Annotated in this window: 15 protein-coding genes; 3 read left to right on the forward strand and 12 right to left on the reverse strand. The window is 65.5% G+C overall.

Features of this window, described 5'->3' with window-relative positions:
- Positions 1-5: 5 nt before the first annotated feature.
- The 3 genes from PVE35_RS15365 to ttcA all read right to left on the reverse strand — a co-directional run bounded on the left by PVE35_RS15365 (position 6) and on the right by ttcA (position 2,462).
- The gene (locus PVE35_RS15365) at positions 6-1,070 is read right to left on the reverse strand and encodes a 3-deoxy-7-phosphoheptulonate synthase (RefSeq protein ID WP_277372307.1); all 1,065 of its coding nucleotides are present in this window, start codon (positions 1,068-1,070) and stop codon (positions 6-8) included.
- Between the two features lie 262 nt (positions 1,071-1,332).
- A complete protein-coding gene (locus PVE35_RS15370; RefSeq protein WP_277372308.1) occupies positions 1,333-1,464 on the reverse strand; it encodes a hypothetical protein in 132 nt (43 codons plus the stop codon).
- Positions 1,465-1,637: 173 nt separating this feature from the next.
- On the reverse strand, positions 1,638-2,462 hold the full coding sequence (gene ttcA / locus PVE35_RS15375) for a tRNA 2-thiocytidine(32) synthetase TtcA (protein WP_003244364.1): 825 nt from the start codon (positions 2,460-2,462) through the stop codon (positions 1,638-1,640).
- A 100-nt stretch (positions 2,463-2,562) separates the two neighbouring features.
- Here ttcA and PVE35_RS15380 point away from each other — a divergent pair, with 100 nt between their 5' ends.
- Entirely contained in the window at positions 2,563-3,156 is a 594-nt protein-coding gene (locus PVE35_RS15380; RefSeq protein WP_268182735.1) for a DNA-J related domain-containing protein, read from the forward strand.
- Between the two features lie 164 nt (positions 3,157-3,320).
- Positions 3,321-3,920, forward strand: coding sequence for a Yip1 family protein (locus PVE35_RS15385; RefSeq protein WP_268182734.1), 600 nt, complete (start codon positions 3,321-3,323; stop codon positions 3,918-3,920).
- Between the two features lie 122 nt (positions 3,921-4,042).
- Here PVE35_RS15385 and metE read toward each other — a convergent pair whose 3' ends face one another.
- A complete protein-coding gene (gene metE, locus PVE35_RS15390) occupies positions 4,043-6,331 on the reverse strand; it encodes a 5-methyltetrahydropteroyltriglutamate--homocysteine S-methyltransferase (RefSeq protein ID WP_277372309.1) in 2,289 nt (762 codons plus the stop codon).
- 168 nt (positions 6,332-6,499) lie between these two features.
- On the opposite strand from metE, the gene metR reads away from it, so the two are divergent.
- Positions 6,500-7,417, forward strand: coding sequence for a transcriptional regulator MetR (metR, locus tag PVE35_RS15395; RefSeq protein WP_277372310.1), 918 nt, complete (start codon positions 6,500-6,502; stop codon positions 7,415-7,417).
- Between the two features lie 212 nt (positions 7,418-7,629).
- Here the strand turns inward: metR and pcaC are convergent, their stop codons facing one another.
- The 8 genes from pcaC to PVE35_RS15435 form a co-directional block, all read right to left on the reverse strand.
- Positions 7,630-8,025, reverse strand: a complete 396-nt coding sequence (gene pcaC / locus PVE35_RS15400) for a 4-carboxymuconolactone decarboxylase (RefSeq protein ID WP_277372311.1) — start codon at positions 8,023-8,025, stop codon at positions 7,630-7,632.
- Positions 8,026-8,112: 87 nt separating this feature from the next.
- Positions 8,113-8,901: a 3-oxoadipate enol-lactonase gene (gene pcaD, locus PVE35_RS15405; protein ID WP_277372312.1), complete on the reverse strand. Its 789-nt coding sequence runs from the start codon at positions 8,899-8,901 to the stop codon at positions 8,113-8,115.
- A 9-nt stretch (positions 8,902-8,910) separates the two neighbouring features.
- Positions 8,911-10,221, reverse strand: coding sequence for a 3-carboxy-cis,cis-muconate cycloisomerase (locus tag PVE35_RS15410; protein WP_277374895.1), 1,311 nt, complete (start codon positions 10,219-10,221; stop codon positions 8,911-8,913).
- A 230-nt stretch (positions 10,222-10,451) separates the two neighbouring features.
- A complete protein-coding gene (gene pcaF, locus PVE35_RS15415; RefSeq protein ID WP_277372313.1) occupies positions 10,452-11,657 on the reverse strand; it encodes a 3-oxoadipyl-CoA thiolase in 1,206 nt (401 codons plus the stop codon).
- On the reverse strand, positions 11,654-12,436 hold the full coding sequence (locus PVE35_RS15420; protein ID WP_277372314.1) for a CoA-transferase subunit beta: 783 nt from the start codon (positions 12,434-12,436) through the stop codon (positions 11,654-11,656). Before PVE35_RS15420 ends, pcaF begins: the two co-directional genes overlap by 4 nt.
- A complete protein-coding gene (locus PVE35_RS15425) occupies positions 12,436-13,287 on the reverse strand; it encodes a CoA transferase subunit A (RefSeq protein ID WP_277372315.1) in 852 nt (283 codons plus the stop codon). The genes PVE35_RS15420 and PVE35_RS15425 overlap by 1 nt, the downstream gene beginning before the upstream one ends.
- A gap of 146 nt (positions 13,288-13,433) precedes the next feature.
- On the reverse strand, positions 13,434-14,714 hold the full coding sequence (locus PVE35_RS15430; protein ID WP_277372316.1) for an OprD family porin: 1,281 nt from the start codon (positions 14,712-14,714) through the stop codon (positions 13,434-13,436).
- Positions 14,715-14,920: 206 nt separating this feature from the next.
- Positions 14,921-16,135 (reverse strand): benzoate/H(+) symporter BenE family transporter, encoded by a 1,215-nt coding sequence (locus PVE35_RS15435; protein ID WP_277372317.1) that lies wholly within the window; start codon positions 16,133-16,135, stop codon positions 14,921-14,923.
- Between the last annotated feature and the right edge of the window lie 74 nt (positions 16,136-16,209).

Here is a 16,209-nt window from a genome sequence, read left to right on the forward strand (position 1 = left end):
AAGACTCAAGAGCGCAAACGCTCGGCCGCCTGACGCAGCGCCAGCTCGGTGCCACTCCAGCCCAGGCAGCCATCGGTGATCGAGACGCCGTAACGCAGCTCGCCGGACAGCGCCTGGCAACCCTCGAACAGGTGGCTCTCCAGCATCACCCCGCGCAGACTCGTGTCGCCGGCCAGGCGCTGGTCGATCACGCTTTCCAGCACCGCCGGCTGACGCAGCGGATCCTTGCCGCTGTTGGCGTGGCTGCAGTCGACCATGATGCGCGGCGCGATGCCCTGGCGCTGCAACGCCTCGCGCGCAGCCGCGACGCTGGCGGCGTCATGGTTCGGTGCGCCGTGGCCACCGCGCAGCACCAGATGGGTGTCCGGGTTGCCAGCGGTGTGCAGCAACGCCGGATGACCGAGGTCGTCGATGCCGAAGTGCTGGTGCGGGTGCGCCGCCGAGCGCATGGCGTCGCAGGCGATGCCGACGCTGCCATCGGTGCCGTTCTTGAAGCCCACCGGCAGATCCAGGCCACTGACCATCTCGCGATGCACCTGCGACTCGCTGGTACGCGCACCGATGGCGGCCCAGCCAAGCAGATCGTCGAAGTAACCGGCGGCCATGGGTTGCAGCAACTCGGTGGCCAGCGGCAGGCCGCGCTCGAGAATGTCCAGCATCAGTTGCCGCGACTGGCGCAGGCCTTCGGCCATGTCACCGCTGCCATCGAGATGCGGGTCGTACAGCAGCCCCTTCCAACCCACGGTGGTGCGCGGTTTTTCCACGTAGGCACGCATTACCAGCAACAGTTGGTCGCTCACCTGCGGCGCCAGTTCCGCCAGGCGTTCGGCGTATTCGAGGGCGCTGGCGCGGTCGTGCAGGGAACAGGGGCCGACCACCACCAGCAGGCGCGAATCGGTGCCATCGAGCACGGCGCGGATGGCGTCACGGTCGACGGCGATGCGTTCGGCCAGTGCGGTGGGCAACGGCAGGCGCTGGCGCAATACGGCCGGGCTGGGCAGCGGCTGGGCGCTGCGGCGGGTAATGGGGGTGATGCTGGAAGCGAGTTGAGCGGAGACGGATGCATTCATGATCTGGCGGTTCCTTGGCCGGCGCGGTCGTTGCCGCGGCGGCGCTAGCTGAGTGTTCGTGGCAAAGGTGTCAGGGCGGTGGTGACGCTGCTAAATCGCCAGTCGTAGCGGTAGTTGCGGTAATAACGGTTCATCTGTAAGTCCTCGATCTGTGGCCGTTTTCGGCCGGAAAAAACAAAACCCCCGGTCGGGTTGCCGACCGGGGGTTTTCTGCAAAACGTCTCTGGTGGCGACCCTGTCATCTCAGGCCGCCTGTGGGGTATCAGGCGCGCCTGTGGCTAAACCAATACCCAAAGAAGTAATACGCTGCAGCCACGAGCAACTGCGCACGCGACAACGCGGCGCGCGTGGCACCGGCTTGCAGCATGGACAGGAGGTTGAGGCTGGCGGACATGGAATTCTCCAAAGCGATGGCCGAACCTTACTCCAGGCGTTTGTGGCCTGGCAAGCGTCGCGGCTAAAGCCCCTCCCACGAGTGGCTCGAACCCGTGAGTGGGGCGTAGGGTGGATGGCGCCTTTTACATCCACCAATCCGCTGCACGGTGGATCGGTAAAGCGTGATCCACCCTACAGGCTCATCACATCGAGAAAGCGCGGCGTGGCGCTGTCGTCGATCTTCAGGCTCTTGAAGTCGAACAGGTTGCGGTCGGCCAGTTGCGAGGGGTGCACGTTCTGCAGGGCGCGGAACATGATTTCGACGCGGCCCGGGCTCTTGCGCTCCCACTCCTGCAACATCTCCTTGACCACCTGGCGCTGCAGGTTTTCCTGCGAGCCACAGAGGTTGCACGGGATGATGGGGAATTCCTTGAGCTGGCTGTAGGCCTCGATATCGGCCTCGGCACAGTAGGCCAGCGGGCGGATCACCACGTTGCGACCGTCGTCGGACAGCAGCTTGGGCGGCATGGCCTTGAGCGTGCCGCCGTAGAACATGTTGAGGAAGAAGGTTTCCAGGATGTCATCGCGGTGGTGCCCCAGGGCCATCTTGGTCGCGCCGATCTCGTCGGCGTAGGTGTACAGGGTGCCGCGACGCAGGCGCGAGCACAGCGAGCAGGTGGTCTTGCCCTCGGGGATCTTCTCCTTGACCACCGAGTAGGTGTCCTTCTCGATGATGTGGTAGGCCACGCCGATGGATTCCAGATAGGCCGGCAGCACGTGCTCGGGGAAGCCCGGCTGCTTCTGATCCATGTTCACCGCGACGATCTCGAACTTGATCGGCGCCACCTTCTGCAGATACAGCAGCACGTCGAGCATGGTGTAGCTGTCCTTGCCGCCGGACAGGCAGACCATTACCTTGTCGCCATCCTCGATCATGTTGAAGTCGGTGATGGCTTCGCCGGCCAGGCGGCGAATGCGCTTCTGCAGTTTGTTCTGGTTGACCGAAAGGGTGCCCATGGTGCGTCGAAATCCGAGGGGTGGGAACGAAAGCGCGACATTTTACGCACAATGGCGCCGCGCCCCTACCCCGCCCGCAATGAAATGCTAGTCTGGGCCGATGAATGACGACCTAGACCCCAGCCAGGATCTCGCCGAACAGGTGCTGCAACTGCTCCAGGCCGCGCCAGACGGCCTGGCCGAATACGCCCTGATCCAGCAGCTCAAGGCCCGCCACAGTGGCCACCTGCCCAACCTGCCGCTGACCGACAAGCTGGTGCTGTTTCGCACCCACTTCCTGCTGTTCAACGCCCTCTACCGCCTGCGCGATACGCTCTGGCAGCAGCAGAGCCACCTGCTCGAGATCAGTCCGCTGTGCATTCGCCTGCTGCCCTACCACGCGGGCGACGCGGCCCTGAGCGAACGCGATGCGCTGCGCGACTACTACCTGGATATGGGCCACCTGCGCGAAACCGACGAGCAGGACGTCGAACGCCTGCTGACCAGTTTCTGGACGCGCATGCAAGGTGGCGAGGAAAAGCTCGCCGCCCTGCAACTGTTCGAGCTCGATGATCACCAGCCGCTCGACCTGCCCCGGATCAAGCAGCGCTATCGGCAATTGGTCAGCCTGCACCATCCGGATCGAGGCGGCAGTACGCAGCGCCTGCAGTCGATCAACAAGGCCATGGAAATTCTGACCCGCTATTACAACTGAGCTGTAGAGAGCGATTCACTCTAAAGCCAGGCACTACGCCCCCTGCAGACCCATCCTATACTGCGACATAAGGTCGCATAGACTCGACCTGGGTACCCGGTGGCGCTGGTCATGCGCGCCGGGCGCTATGGGAGCGACCGTCATTACAAGAGGAGGTGTTTGGCATGATCCATCACGTCTGGGGGCTCTTCACCCATCCCGATCAGGAGTGGCAGGAAATCCGTGGCGAGGAAGAAAGCATCAGCCACATGTACCTGACCCACGTACTGCTGCTTGCAGCCATCCCGGCCATTTCGGCCTTCATTGGTACCACTCAGGTCGGCTGGGCCATCGGCGACCGACCACCCGTCATGCTCACCGAAGCCAGCGCGATGAGCATGGCGTTCATGTCCTATCTGGCGATGCTCGCCGGCGTGGCGGTAATGGGTGCCTTCATCCACTGGATGGCGCGCACCTACGACGCCAATCCCAACCTGACGCAATGCGTGGTGTTCGCCGCCTACACCGCGACGCCGCTGTTCATCGGTGGCCTGGCGGCGCTGTACCCGCACCTGTGGCTGGGCATGATCGTCGGCACGGTGGCGATCTGCTACACGGTGTACCTGCTGTATGTCGGCATCCCCACCTTCATGAACATCCCCGAGGACGAGGGTTTCATGTTCTCCAGCTCAGTGCTGGCGGTAGGTCTGGTGGTGCTGGTGGCGATGATCGCCAGCTCGGTGATCCTCTGGGGGCTGGGGGTTGGCCCGGTGTATACCAACTGACCACGACACCCACGAACAGGGCCGCCCACTCGGGCGGCCTTTTTCATGGTGAGTCACATCTTAGGGGGAGTGCTTGGTTGACACCGGACTGACTTTCTCGAGATTCCGCGAAGCCCCTAAAATCAGGCCAGCTCGGCACGCAGTTTTCTGGCCGCTGCCACCATGTTCACCAACGCCGCTTCGGTTTCCGGCCAGGCGCGGGTCTTCAGCCCACAATCGGGATTGACCCACAGCCGTTCCAGCGGGATGCGCCGCGCCGCCTTGCGCAGCAGCCCGGCCATCTCGGCGCTATCGGGCACACGCGGTGAGTGAATGTCGTACACACCAGGGCCGATCTCGTTGGGGTAGGCGAAGCGCTCGAAGGCCTCCAGCAGCTCCATGTCCGAACGCGAGGTTTCGATGGTGATGACATCGGCATCCATCGCCGCGATGGACTCGATCACGTCATTGAATTCGCTGTAGCACATGTGGGTGTGAATCTGCGTTTCGTCGCGCACACCGCTGGCGGACAGGCGGAAGGCCTCGGTGGCCCAGTCCAGATACTGCGGCCAGGCCGCCTGGCGCAGCGGCAGGCCTTCGCGGAACGCCGCCTCGTCGATCTGGATGATCCGGATACCGGCCGCCTCCAGATCCAGCACCTCGTCGCGAATGGCCAGCGCCAGTTGCCTGGCCTGCACCTCACGGGACACGTCCTCGCGCGGGAACGACCACATCAGCATGGTCACGGGGCCGGTCAGCATGCCTTTCATTACCTTGTCGGTCAGGCCCTGGGCGTACCGGATCCACTCCACCGTCATGGCCTTGGGCCGGCTCAGGTCACCGACGATCAGTGCCGGCTTGACGCAGCGCGAACCGTAGCTCTGTACCCAGCCGAAGCGGGTGAAGGCGTAGCCGTCGAGCTGCTCGGCGAAGTACTCGACCATGTCGTTACGCTCGGCCTCGCCATGCACCAGCACGTCCAGGCCGAGGCGCTCCTGCACCTGCACGGCATGGCGGATTTCGGCATGCATGGCCTCGGTGTAGTCGGCCTGGCTCAGCTTGCCTTGCCTGAATGCCTGGCGTGCCAGGCGAATGGCCGAGGTCTGCGGGAAGGAGCCGATGCTGGTGGTAGGCAGCACGGGCAATTGCAGGCGCTCGCGCTGCTTGCCAATGCGTTCGGCGAACGGCGACTGGCGCTGGGTATGACGCGGACGAATCGCGGCCAGGCGCGCCTGCACCTCGGGCTTGTGAATGCGCGTCGAGGCATTACGTGCGGCCTGCACCGCGCGGCTCGCCTGCAGTGCAGCCTGCACCTCGGCAGCCTCCGGCGTCTCCAGCGCCTTGCCGAGCAGCGCCACCTCCTGGCACTTCTGCACGGCGAAAGCCAGCCAGCTTTTCAGCTCGGCATCGAGCTGGTCTTCACGGGCCAGATCCACCGGGCTATGCAGCAGCGAGCAGGATGGCGCTACCCACAATCGCTCGCCCAGGCGCTCGTGAGCGTGCCGCAGCAGGTCGAGGGCCTTTTCCAGGTCGCAGCGCCAGACGTTGCGGCCGTTGACCAGGCCCAGCGACAACACCTTGTAAGCCGGCAGACGGTCGAGGATGGTCGGGTACTGCTCCGGCGCCCGCACCAGGTCGATATGCAGGCCATCGACCGGTAGGTTGGCGGCCAGCCCGAGGTTGTCTTCCAGGCCGCCGAAATAGGTGGCGATCAGCTTCTTGCACGGCTCGCGCTGGATCAGGTTATAGGCGCGCTCGAAGGCGTTCTTCCAGTCCTGCGGCAAGTCCAGCACCAGGATCGGCTCGTCGATCTGTACCCATTCCACGCCCTGCGCCGCCAACCGCTGGAAGATCTCGCCATACACCGGCAGCAACCGCTCCAGCAGATCGAGACGATCGAAGTCGCTGCCCTTTTCCTTGCCCAGCCACAGATAGGTCAGCGGGCCGATCAGCACCGGTTTGACGCTGTGACCGAGGGCATACGCCTCAGCCACTTCCTCGAACAGTTGCTCCCAGCTCAGGGCGAAGTGCTGATCGGCGCTGAATTCCGGCACCAGATAGTGGTAGTTGGTATCGAACCACTTGGTCATCTCTTGTGCATGGGCGCCGCCACAGCAGTCATTGCTGACGCCGCGCGCCATGGCGAACAGGGTATCCAGCGTCGGCTTGCCAGCGGCCGAACGGAAGCGCTCGGGGATCACACCGAAGGCCAGGGAATGACCAAGCACCTGGTCATACCAGGCGAAGTCGCCCACCGGCAGCAGGTCGATGCCGGCATTCTTCTGCACTTGCCAATGCTCGGCACGCAGGCGCTGGCCGACAGCGCGCAGGCCGGCTTCGTCCAGCTCACCTTTCCAGTGGGCTTCAAGGGCTTTCTTCAGTTCGCGGTCGCGACCGATGCGCGGGAAACCGAGGGAATGGGTCAGGGCCATGACGAGCAACTCCAGAATCAATCGAGATGGCGCCATTCTCGGCAGCGGTAGCGAGTGAGACAAACTCAAGATTTTCGTCTTGATCTACAAAATTACTCATGTAGGCTGTATGAGCCACTTTCATCCAACCCCGATATTGGATGAGTGAAACCTTTCCAGAGACCCGCCATGCTCGAGCTACGCCACCTGAAAACCCTGCATGCCCTGCGCGAAACCGACAGCCTGGTGGAGGCCGCCGAGCGCCTGCACCTGACCCAGTCGGCGCTGTCGCACCAGTTCAAGGAACTGGAGGAACGCCTCGGCCTGCAGCTCTTCGTGCGCAAGACCAAGCCGGTGCGCTTCACCAGTGCGGGGCTGCGCCTGCTGCAACTGGCCGACGCCACCCTGCCCTTGCTGCGCGCCGCCGAGCGTGACCTGGCGCGCCTGGCCGGCGGCACGGCGGGCCGCCTGCACATGGCCATCGAATGCCATAGCTGTTTCCAGTGGCTGATGCCGACCATCGACCAGTTCCGCGACGCCTGGCCGGAAGTGGAGCTGGATCTGGCCTCGGGTTTCTCCTTCGCCCCGCTGCCAGCCCTGGCCCGTGGCGACCTCGACCTGGTGGTGACCTCCGACCCCGTAGAGCTGGCCGGCATCACCTACGTGCCGCTGTTCACCTACGAGGCCATGCTCGCCGTGGCCAACCAGCATCGCCTGGCACACAAGGCCTTCATCCAGCCACATGACCTGCTCACGGAAATCCTGATCACCTACCCGGTGGAGCGCGACCGCCTGGATATCTTCACCCGCTTTCTCGAACCGGCCGACGTGGAGCCGGCGCAGGTACGCACCTCCGAGCTGACGGTGATGATGATGCAACTGGTGGCCAGCGGTCGTGGTGTGTGCGGCCTGCCCAACTGGGCGCTGCACGAGTACAGCTCGCGTGGCTATGTCAGCGCCAAGCGTCTGGGAGAGAAAGGCCTCTTCGCCACGCTCTATGCGGCGATCCGCACCGACATGCTCGATGCGCCCTTCATGCGTGACTTCCTGCTCACCGCCAAGGACACTTCCTTCGCCAGCCTGGAAGGGGTCAGCGTGGCGCGCTGAAACGACGAAGCCCTCCATTAGGAGGGCTTCGAGCGGAGAATTAAAACCGAGCTAACGAAGTGCATGGGGTCGGCGTCCTGCCTGTTCCACTTCGTTAGCCCGGTCACCGGAGAGTAGTGCATGTCATTGCGCACTGCCAAGCACAAATCCCCCGAATGCAGATGAAGGCAACGCATTGAGCGACGTTAGCCGCTTGAAAGCGCTTGATGCTCTCACTTCTCCAGCGACTCCACACCCAGCTCGTCCCATACCGCTTCGGCCAGGTGGAAAGTGGCGTTGGCCGCCGGGATGCCGCAGTAGATGGCGCTCTGCATGATCACTTCCTTGATCTCTTCGCGGCTCACCCCATTGTTCTTTGCCGCACGCAGGTGCAGCTTGAGCTCGCCCTCTCGGTTCATGCCGATCAGCATGGCAATGGTGATCAGGCTGCGGGTATGGCGTGGCAGGCCCGGTCGGGTCCAGATATCGCCCCAGGCATGCCGGGTGATCATCTCCTGGAACTCTTGGTTGAACGGCGTCAGGTTCTGCAGACTGCGGTCGACGTGGGCATCGCCCAGTACCGCGCGGCGTACCTGCATGCCGGCTTCGTAGCGTTGTTTCTCGTCCATAGCATCACTCCAAAAAGAAGCGGTGCGCATAGCGCACCCTACGGTGTGCGTGGAACCGTAGGGTGCGCCGTGCGCACCATGGCAGGTTCAGGCACGCAGAAAATCCAGCACGCGCTGGCTGAATTCATCACCGGCCTGCACGTTGGACAGGTGCGCGGCGTGGAACTCCACCAGCTCGGCACCCGCGATGCGCTCCTGCATGAAGCGGCCATGTTCGGGGGTGGTCACCGGGTCGCCGCTGCCACAGACGATCAGCGTCGGAGCGACGATGCTGCCAAGCTGCTCGCGGAAATCGGCATCGCGCACTGCCGCGCAGTTGGCCGCATAGCCTTCGGGCGAGGTTTGCGCCAGCATGCCGACGATGGGCTCGACCTTGCCTGGGTTGGCCTCGGCGAAATCGGCGGTGAACCAGCGCGAGATCGACGCATCGCGCAAATCGCGCATGGCCTGCGCGCCACCAGCGAGCACGGTTTCGATGCGCGGGTTCCACACCTCGGGCGTACCGATCTTGGCGGCGGTGTTGCATAGCACCAGGCGCTCGATGCGTTCGGGCGCGTTGATGCCCAGCCACTGGCCGATCAGACCGCCCATGGACAGGCCGCAGAAATGCGCCTTGGCGATGCCCAGGGCATCGAGCAGGGCCAGCACGTCGCGGCCGTTCTGCTCGATGCTGTACGGGCCGTCGGTCACCAGCGAGTCGCCATGGCCACGGGTGTCGTAGCGCAGCACCTGGAAGTGCTGGGTGAAAGCCGGGATCTGCGCATCCCACATGTGCAGGTCGGTGCCCAGCGAGTTGGACAGCACCAGCACCGGCGCAGCGGCAGGGCCTTCGAGCAGGTAGTTCAAATCGCCATCGGCGAGACGTAAGGCAGGCATGAGTGACTCCTAAGGCGAAAATTGCTTGTGTTCGGCGACGGCCCGCTCGACCCAACGGCGGGCCTGGCCCAGGTAATGCGCGGCATCGAGCAAGCGATCCAGCTCGGCAGCGGAAAGTTGTGCGCTGACCTCGGCGCTGGCGCCGAGCACGGCACGCAGGTGGGCGCCCTCGCGCACCGCCTGTTTGCAGCACTGTTCGATCAGGTGATGAGCCGCATCGCGGCCGATCTTCTGCGCCAGGGCGATGCTTACCGCCTCGGCCAGCACCAGGCCCTGGGTCAGTTCCAGATTGGCGCGCATGCGCGCGGCATCCACCTCCAGCCCCGGCACCACGACCAGCGCCTGCTGCAAGGCACCGGAGACCAGGCAGCATAGCTCCGGCAGGGTCTCCCACTCGGCGTGCCACAGGCCGAGACTGCGCTCGTGCTCTTGCGGCATGGCGGCCAGCATCGTCGCCATCAGGCCCGGCGCGCGGGTGGCGGCGCCGATCAGTACCGCCGCACTGACCGGATTACGCTTGTGCGGCATGGTGGACGAACCGCCCTTGCCCGGCGCCGATGGCTCGAAAACTTCGCCGGCCTCGGTCTGCATCAACAGGCTGAGGTCGCGGCCCAGCTTGCCCAGGCTGCCGGCGATCATTCCCAGCAGGCTGGCGAATTCCACCAGGCGATCACGCTGGGTGTGCCAGGGCTGCTCGGGCAGGGTCAGTTGCAGCTCCTGCGCCAGCGCACCGCTGACGGCCCAGCCGGCGTCGCCCAGCGCCGCCAGGCTGCCAGATGCACCGCCGAACTGCAGGCACAGCAGGCGCGGTTTGAGTTCGGCCAGGCGCTGGCGATGACGGGTGACCGCGCCGAGCACGCCGGCCAGCTTCATGCCGAGGGTCACCGGCGTGGCCTGTTGCAGCCAGGTACGGCCGGCCAGGGGCGTGTCGATATGGCGCTCGGCCTGCGTCGCCAGGGCATTGGCCAGCTTCGCCAGATCGTTTTCCAGCAGACCGATGGCGGCGCGCAGTTGCAGCACCAGGCCGCTGTCCATGGCGTCCTGGCTGGTGGCGCCGAGGTGCACGTAGCGCTCGGCCTCTGGGTCAGTGGCGGCGATGCGCTTGCCCAGTGCCTTGACCAGCGGGATGGCGGAATTGCCCGCCGTGGCGATGGCCTGAGCCAGCGCCGGGTAATCGTAGAGTTCGGCCTTGCAGGCAGCCTCGATGGGCGCCACGGCCTCGGCGGGGATCAGCCCCACGCGCGCCTCGGCCCGCGCCAGGGCGGCCTCGAAGTCGAGCATGCCCTGCACCCGCCCCGCATCGCAGAAGATCGCGCGCATGGCCGGCGCGGTGAAGTAGGCATCGAAGAGTTGGTTGCTCACGAGCGAAACGCTCCTGGGAAAAATGTACGGCTAGTGTGGCATCAACCTGCAAGCGCTCGCACGGCCCCTCTCCCCAGAGGGGAGAAGGAACTGGCACGGCGGGCACCCTAAGCTATGGTGCGCACGGCGCACCCTACGAGGCACGTCATATGCCAAACCGTAGGGTGCGCTGTGCGCACCAATAAACCTCAAACCCGCTCGATGGCCAGCGCCAGCCCCTGCCCCACACCCACGCACATGGTCGCCAGGCCCAGCTTACCGCCGGTCTTCTCCAAGTGATGCACGGCAGTCAGTACCAGGCGGTTGCCGCTCATGCCCAGCGGGTGACCGAGGGCAATGGCGCCGCCGTTCGGGTTGACCTTGGGACTGTCGTCCGGCAGGCCGAGATCGCGGGTGACAGCCAGGCCCTGGGCCGCGAAGGCCTCGTTCAGCTCGATCACGTCGAACTGCTCGATGCTCAGGTTCAGCCGCGCCAGCAGCTTGCGCACCGCCGGCACCGGGCCGACGCCCATGATGCGCGGGGCCACGCCGCCGCTGGCCATGCCCAGCACCTTGGCGCGCGGTTTCAAGCCGTACTTCTGCACGGCTTCAGCCGAGGCCAGGATCATCGCCGAGGCGCCATCGTTGAGGCCCGAGGCGTTGCCAGCGGTGACGGTCTTGCCTTCGCCGTTGACCGGCTTGAGCTTGGCCAGCCCCTCGGCGGTGGTGTCGGCACGCGGGTGTTCGTCACGGTCGACGACGATCTCGCCCTTCTTGCTCTTGATCACCACCGGGACGATTTCCTCGGCATAGTAACCGCTCTCCTGAGCCGCCGCCGCACGCTGTTGGCTGCGCAGGCCGAAGGCATCCTGATCGGCACGGCTGATGCCATAGTCCTCGGCGACGTTGTCACCGGTGACCGGCATCGGGTCGACGCCGTACTGCGCTTTCATCAGCGGGTTGACGAAGCGCCAGCCCAGGGTGGTGTCTTCCAGTTTCTGGCCACGGCCAAAGGCGCTGTCGGCCTTGCCCATCACGTAGGGCGCGCGGGTCATCGACTCGACGCCAGCAGCGATGGCCAGCTCCATCTCACCCGTGGCGATGGCGCGGAAGGCGGCACCGACCGCCTCCATGCCCGAGGCGCACAGGCGATTGAGGGTCACGCCCGGCACCGTTTCCGGCAGGCCGGCCAGCAACAGCGCCATGCGGGCGACGTTGCGGTTGTCTTCGCCGGACTGGTTGGCGCAGCCCATGAACACCTCATCGACGGCAGACCAGTCGACCTGCGGGTTGCGCTCGACCAACGCCTTGAGCGGAATCGCCGCCAGGTCGTCGGCACGCACCGCCGACAGCGCGCCATTGAGGCGGCCAATCGGCGTGCGCACGGCGTCGCAGATAAAGACTTCGCGGCTCATTCTTCACCTCCGGCCTGACCGTGGGCGGCGGCGGTGCGCGCTTCCAGGTCACGCAATGCGGCCAGCTCTTCGGCGGTCGGCGCCTCGGTGGTGGTCACGTTGTCGGCGAAGCGAATCTGCCAGCCGGTGTTCTCGATCACCTGCTCGCGGGTCACGCCTGGATGCAGCGAGGTGACGATGAATTCGTTGGTGCCGGCTTCCGGCTCCATGATGCACAGGTCGGTGATGATCGCCACCGGGCCGTCGCCCGGCAGCCCCAGGCGCTTGCGATGATCGCCGCCTTCGCCATGGCCGACCGAGGTGATGAAGGCCAGCTTGTCGACGAAGGTGCGATGGCCCTGCTTGAGGATGATCAGCACCTTCTTCGCCGAGCCTGCGATTTCCGGCGCGCCACCGGCGCCCGGCAGGCGCACTTTCGGCGCGTGGTAGTCGCCGATCACGGTGGTGTTGATGTTGCCGTACTTGTCGACCTGGGCGGCGCCGAGGAAGCCGACGTCGATGCGCCCGCCCTGCAGCCAGTAGCGGAAGATTTCGCCGGTGGGCACCACGGTGTCGGCGGTTTCTGCCAGTTCGCCGTCACCGATGGACAGCGGCAGCACGCTCGGCTTGGCGCCAATCGGGCCAGATTCATAGATCAGCACCACTTCCGGCGCATGAGTCAGGCGCGCCAGGTTGGCGGCCTTGGACGGCAGGCCGATGCCGACGAAGCAGACGCTGCCATTGCCGAGGCGGCGAGCGGCGGCCACGGTCATCATTTCATTGGTGTTGAACTCGCTCATCACTTGGCCTCCCCCTTCACTTTCGCCTGGTAGTGCGCAAAATCCTCGGTGTCGCGGATGTATTCGTCGATCCAGGCGGTGAAGGTGTCGCGGTTGCGGGCAATCGGATCCCAGTCCTGGTAGAAGCGGTTGTCACGCTCGTAGTAGCCATGGGCGTAGGACGGATGGGCGCCACCGGGTACCACGCAGACGGCGCTGATGGCCCAGGTCGGCAGCACGCAGGCGTTCATCGGCGCCTCAAGGTCGTCGACGATTTCTTCGACCGTGACGATGCAACGCTTGGCGGCCAGGGCGGCTTCCTTCTGCACGCCGAGGATGCCCTGGATCAGCACGTTGCCCTTGCGGTCGGCCTTCTGCGCGTGGATCACGGTGACGTCCGGGCGCACACTGGGAATCGCCGCCAGCTTCTCGCCGGTGAAGGGGCAGTCGATGAACCTGATGTCCGGGTTGACCTTGACCAGATCGGAACCCTGGTAGCCGCGCAGCACGGCGAACGGCAGATTGGAGGCACCGGCCACGTAGGCGTTGGCCATGGCCGCGTGGCTGTGCTCGCTGATTTCCAGCTTGTGCGGCCAGTGCTTCTCCACTGCATCGCGCAGGCGGTGCAGCGAACCGACGCCGGGGTTGCCGCCCCAGGAGAAGGTCAGCTTGCGCGCGCAGCCGGCACCGATCAGCAGGTCATAGACCAGATCCGGGGTCATGCGCACCAGGTGCAGGTCTTTCTTACCCTGGCGGATCAGCTCATGGGCGGCGGCAGTGGGAATCAGATGAGTGAAGCCTTCGAGGGCGATGCAATCGCCGTCGTGGACATGGCGCGAAATGGCCTCGCGCAGGGTGATGATGTCGGCCATCGTTGAGTTCTCTTCAGGTTGCAGATGCCACCGACCCGAGGTGGCGAGTGAGCCCAGATTAGGGCGGAGCATTCTGCCGAACAATCCGATAATCGCCTTATAGGGCGATTATCGAACAATTCCTGTTTGATCGTGCCAACACCGCCTTACAGCAGGTTCCAGGTGTAGCTGAGGATCAGCCGGTTCTCGTCGATATCGCTGCGGTAGTTGGAGCGCGCGACGACGTTGCGCACACGCACGCCGAGGCCCTTGAGCGAACCGCTCTGCACTACGTAGCCGATGTCCAGGTCACGTTCCCAGTCCTTGCCCTCGTAGCGCGGGCCGCCGCGATTGGTGGCCTGCACATCGACGTTGTCGCCACGGATGTAGCGCACCCCGGCCACCAGCCCCGGTACGCCCATGGCAGCGAAGTCGTAGTCGTAGCGCAGTTGCCAGGAGCGCTCGTCGGCGGAGGCGAACTCGAAGGTGGGCACCTCGTTGCCCAGCGGCGTGACGTTGGCGAACACGCGGGGAAAGGCCGTGTCACCGAACATCGCCTGGTAACCGACATAGAGGGTATGCCCGCCATGCCTGGCCGAGAGCAGGGCGAACAGCGCCTGGTTGTCGATGTCGCCGAGCAGGCCCTTGCCATCCTCGCTGGAGCCGTAGAAGCCGAGGTTGGCGCCCAGCGTCCAGGCACCGAGTGGCTCGCTGTGCTTGAAGCCGAGGAAACGCTGCTGGTAGATGTCCTCGAGCTGGCCGTACCAGGCGCTCAGCGAGCTGCGCGCGGTATTGAAGGCATAGTCGCCGCCGGCATAGTTGAAGGCATCGCTGGTCGCGCCGCGCTGCGGCAGGTGCCCGAGCATGGCGAGCATCTTGTCGTCGCCGGCCTCGTTGCGCAGGCTGGTGGAATTGAGGTGGCCCGCCTGCAGGGTGAGGCCGGCGAACTCGTTGGAAACCAGGCTCATGCCCTGATAGCTGGGCGGCAGCAGGCGGATGTCGGAGAAGGTCAGCAGCGGCAGGTTGGGTTGCAGTTCGCCCACCTTCAGCTCGGTCTTGGACACCCGCACCTTGGCCGCCACGCCCAGGCGGCTGTAGTCGTCTGCCGCCTTGCCGCTCTCGCGAGTGGGCAACAGGCCGGTGTTGACCCGATCCGGGCTGCTGTCGAGCTTGATGCCGAGCAGGCCGATGGCATCGACACCGAAGCCCACCGGCCCCGGCGTGTAGCCGGATTTGACGTTGAGGATGAAGCCCTGCGCCCATTCCTCGGCCTTGGACTGCTGGTTCGGCCCGACGATGTCGGAGAAATCGCGGCTGAAGTAATAGTTGCGCGCCGTGAGGGTGGCAGTGGTGTCCTCGATGAAACCGCCCTCGCCGGCCTGGCTCAGGCTCGGCAGGCAGGCGGCGATGGCGGTGGACAGCAGGCAAAGGCGTGGGGTGTGGTTCATGGTGATCATGCTCTTGTTGTTATCGTGGTTGCAGAAACCCGCCCGGCAGCCAGGGGGCAGCCGGTTGGGAGGATGAATCGGGTCTGGATGGGGTGCGCGCAGCGCACCCGACGAAGGCCGAGGTTTCAGCTTGTAGGGTGCGCTGTGCGCACCAGGCATTGCCGCGCGCAGCGATACGCACGGCGCCTGTCAGGTGACGCGGCGTTTCATTCGCGCAGCGGCGCGGCCCGTGGGGCATTCGCGGCACTTGGCGCTTGCCGCCTTGCCCGCAGCAGCAGGTGCGCGGCCAGGCCGAACAGCAGCCCCCAGAAGGCGGCCGACAGGCCGAGGAAGGTCACCCCGGAAGCCGTCACCAGAAAGGTGAACAGCCCGGCATCACGCTCCTGCGGCTCGCTCAGGCTGCGCGCCAGGGCCTCGCTGAACGCGCCGTACAGCGCCAGCCCGGCCAGGGCGGCGATCAGCGCGGCAGGAAAGGCGGCGAACAACGACACCAGCGTGGCCCCGGCAATGCCGAACACCAGGTAGGCAAGGCTGCCCGATAGTGCGGCGATATAGCGCCGCCGTGGGTCTTCATGGGCCTCGCGCCCGGTGCACAGGCTGGCCGTGACCGCCGCCAGGTTCAGGCCATGGCAGCCGAAGGGTGCCAGCAGCGCCCCACCGATGGCGCTGGCGCCGATGATCGGGCTGGCCGGGGTGTCGTAGCCGGCGTTGCGCAGCACCGCCATGCCCGGCATGAACTGCCCGGTCAGCGCCACCAGCACCAGCGGCAGCGCCAGGTTGAGGGTGGCGGCCAGGCTGAACTCGGGGGCGATCCACTGCGGCGTGGCCAGTTCCAGCACCAGTGCCTCGCTGCGCAGTTGCCCACCGAACAGGGTCAGCGCCGCGCCCACCAGCAGCACTCCAGCCACCGCATAGCGCGGCGCCGAGCGGCGCAGCAGCAGGTAGGTGACGAACATGCTGGCGATCAGCAGCGGCTGCTCGGGCAGCGCCTTGAACACCTCGATGCCGAAGGCGAACAGGATGCCGGCCTGCAACCCCGCCGCGATGGAGCCCGGCAGGCGCGCCAGCAGGCGGTCGAAGCTGCCGCTGAGGGCGATCAGCAGCAGGATCAGGTTGGCCACCAGGTAGGCACCGATGGCCTGGTTCAGCCCCAGCGTGGGCAGCGCCCCCACCAGCAGCGCGCTGCCGGGGATCGACCAGGCGATCACCACCGGCGTGCGATAGCGCAGGCTGAGCACCATGCCCAGCACGCCGCTGCCGATGGAGATGGCCCAGACCCAGGACGACAGCAGCGCCTGTGACAGGCCGGCGCTTTCCGCCGCATGGAAGATCAGCACCAGCGGCCCGGCGTAGGAAATGGTGGTGGCGAGCAGACCGGCCACCAGGGCAGGCAGCGAACAGTCGCGCAGCAAAGCGTGCATGTCAGCCTCGCAAGTCAGTGTGGCCTTCCGCAGCGGAAGGCGCTCGGTGTCGGAACGGCCGGCCCTGCCCGGCA

The organism is Pseudomonas sp. AA-38 (assembly GCF_029457475.1).
Lineage (GTDB): Bacteria > Pseudomonadota > Gammaproteobacteria > Pseudomonadales > Pseudomonadaceae > Aquipseudomonas.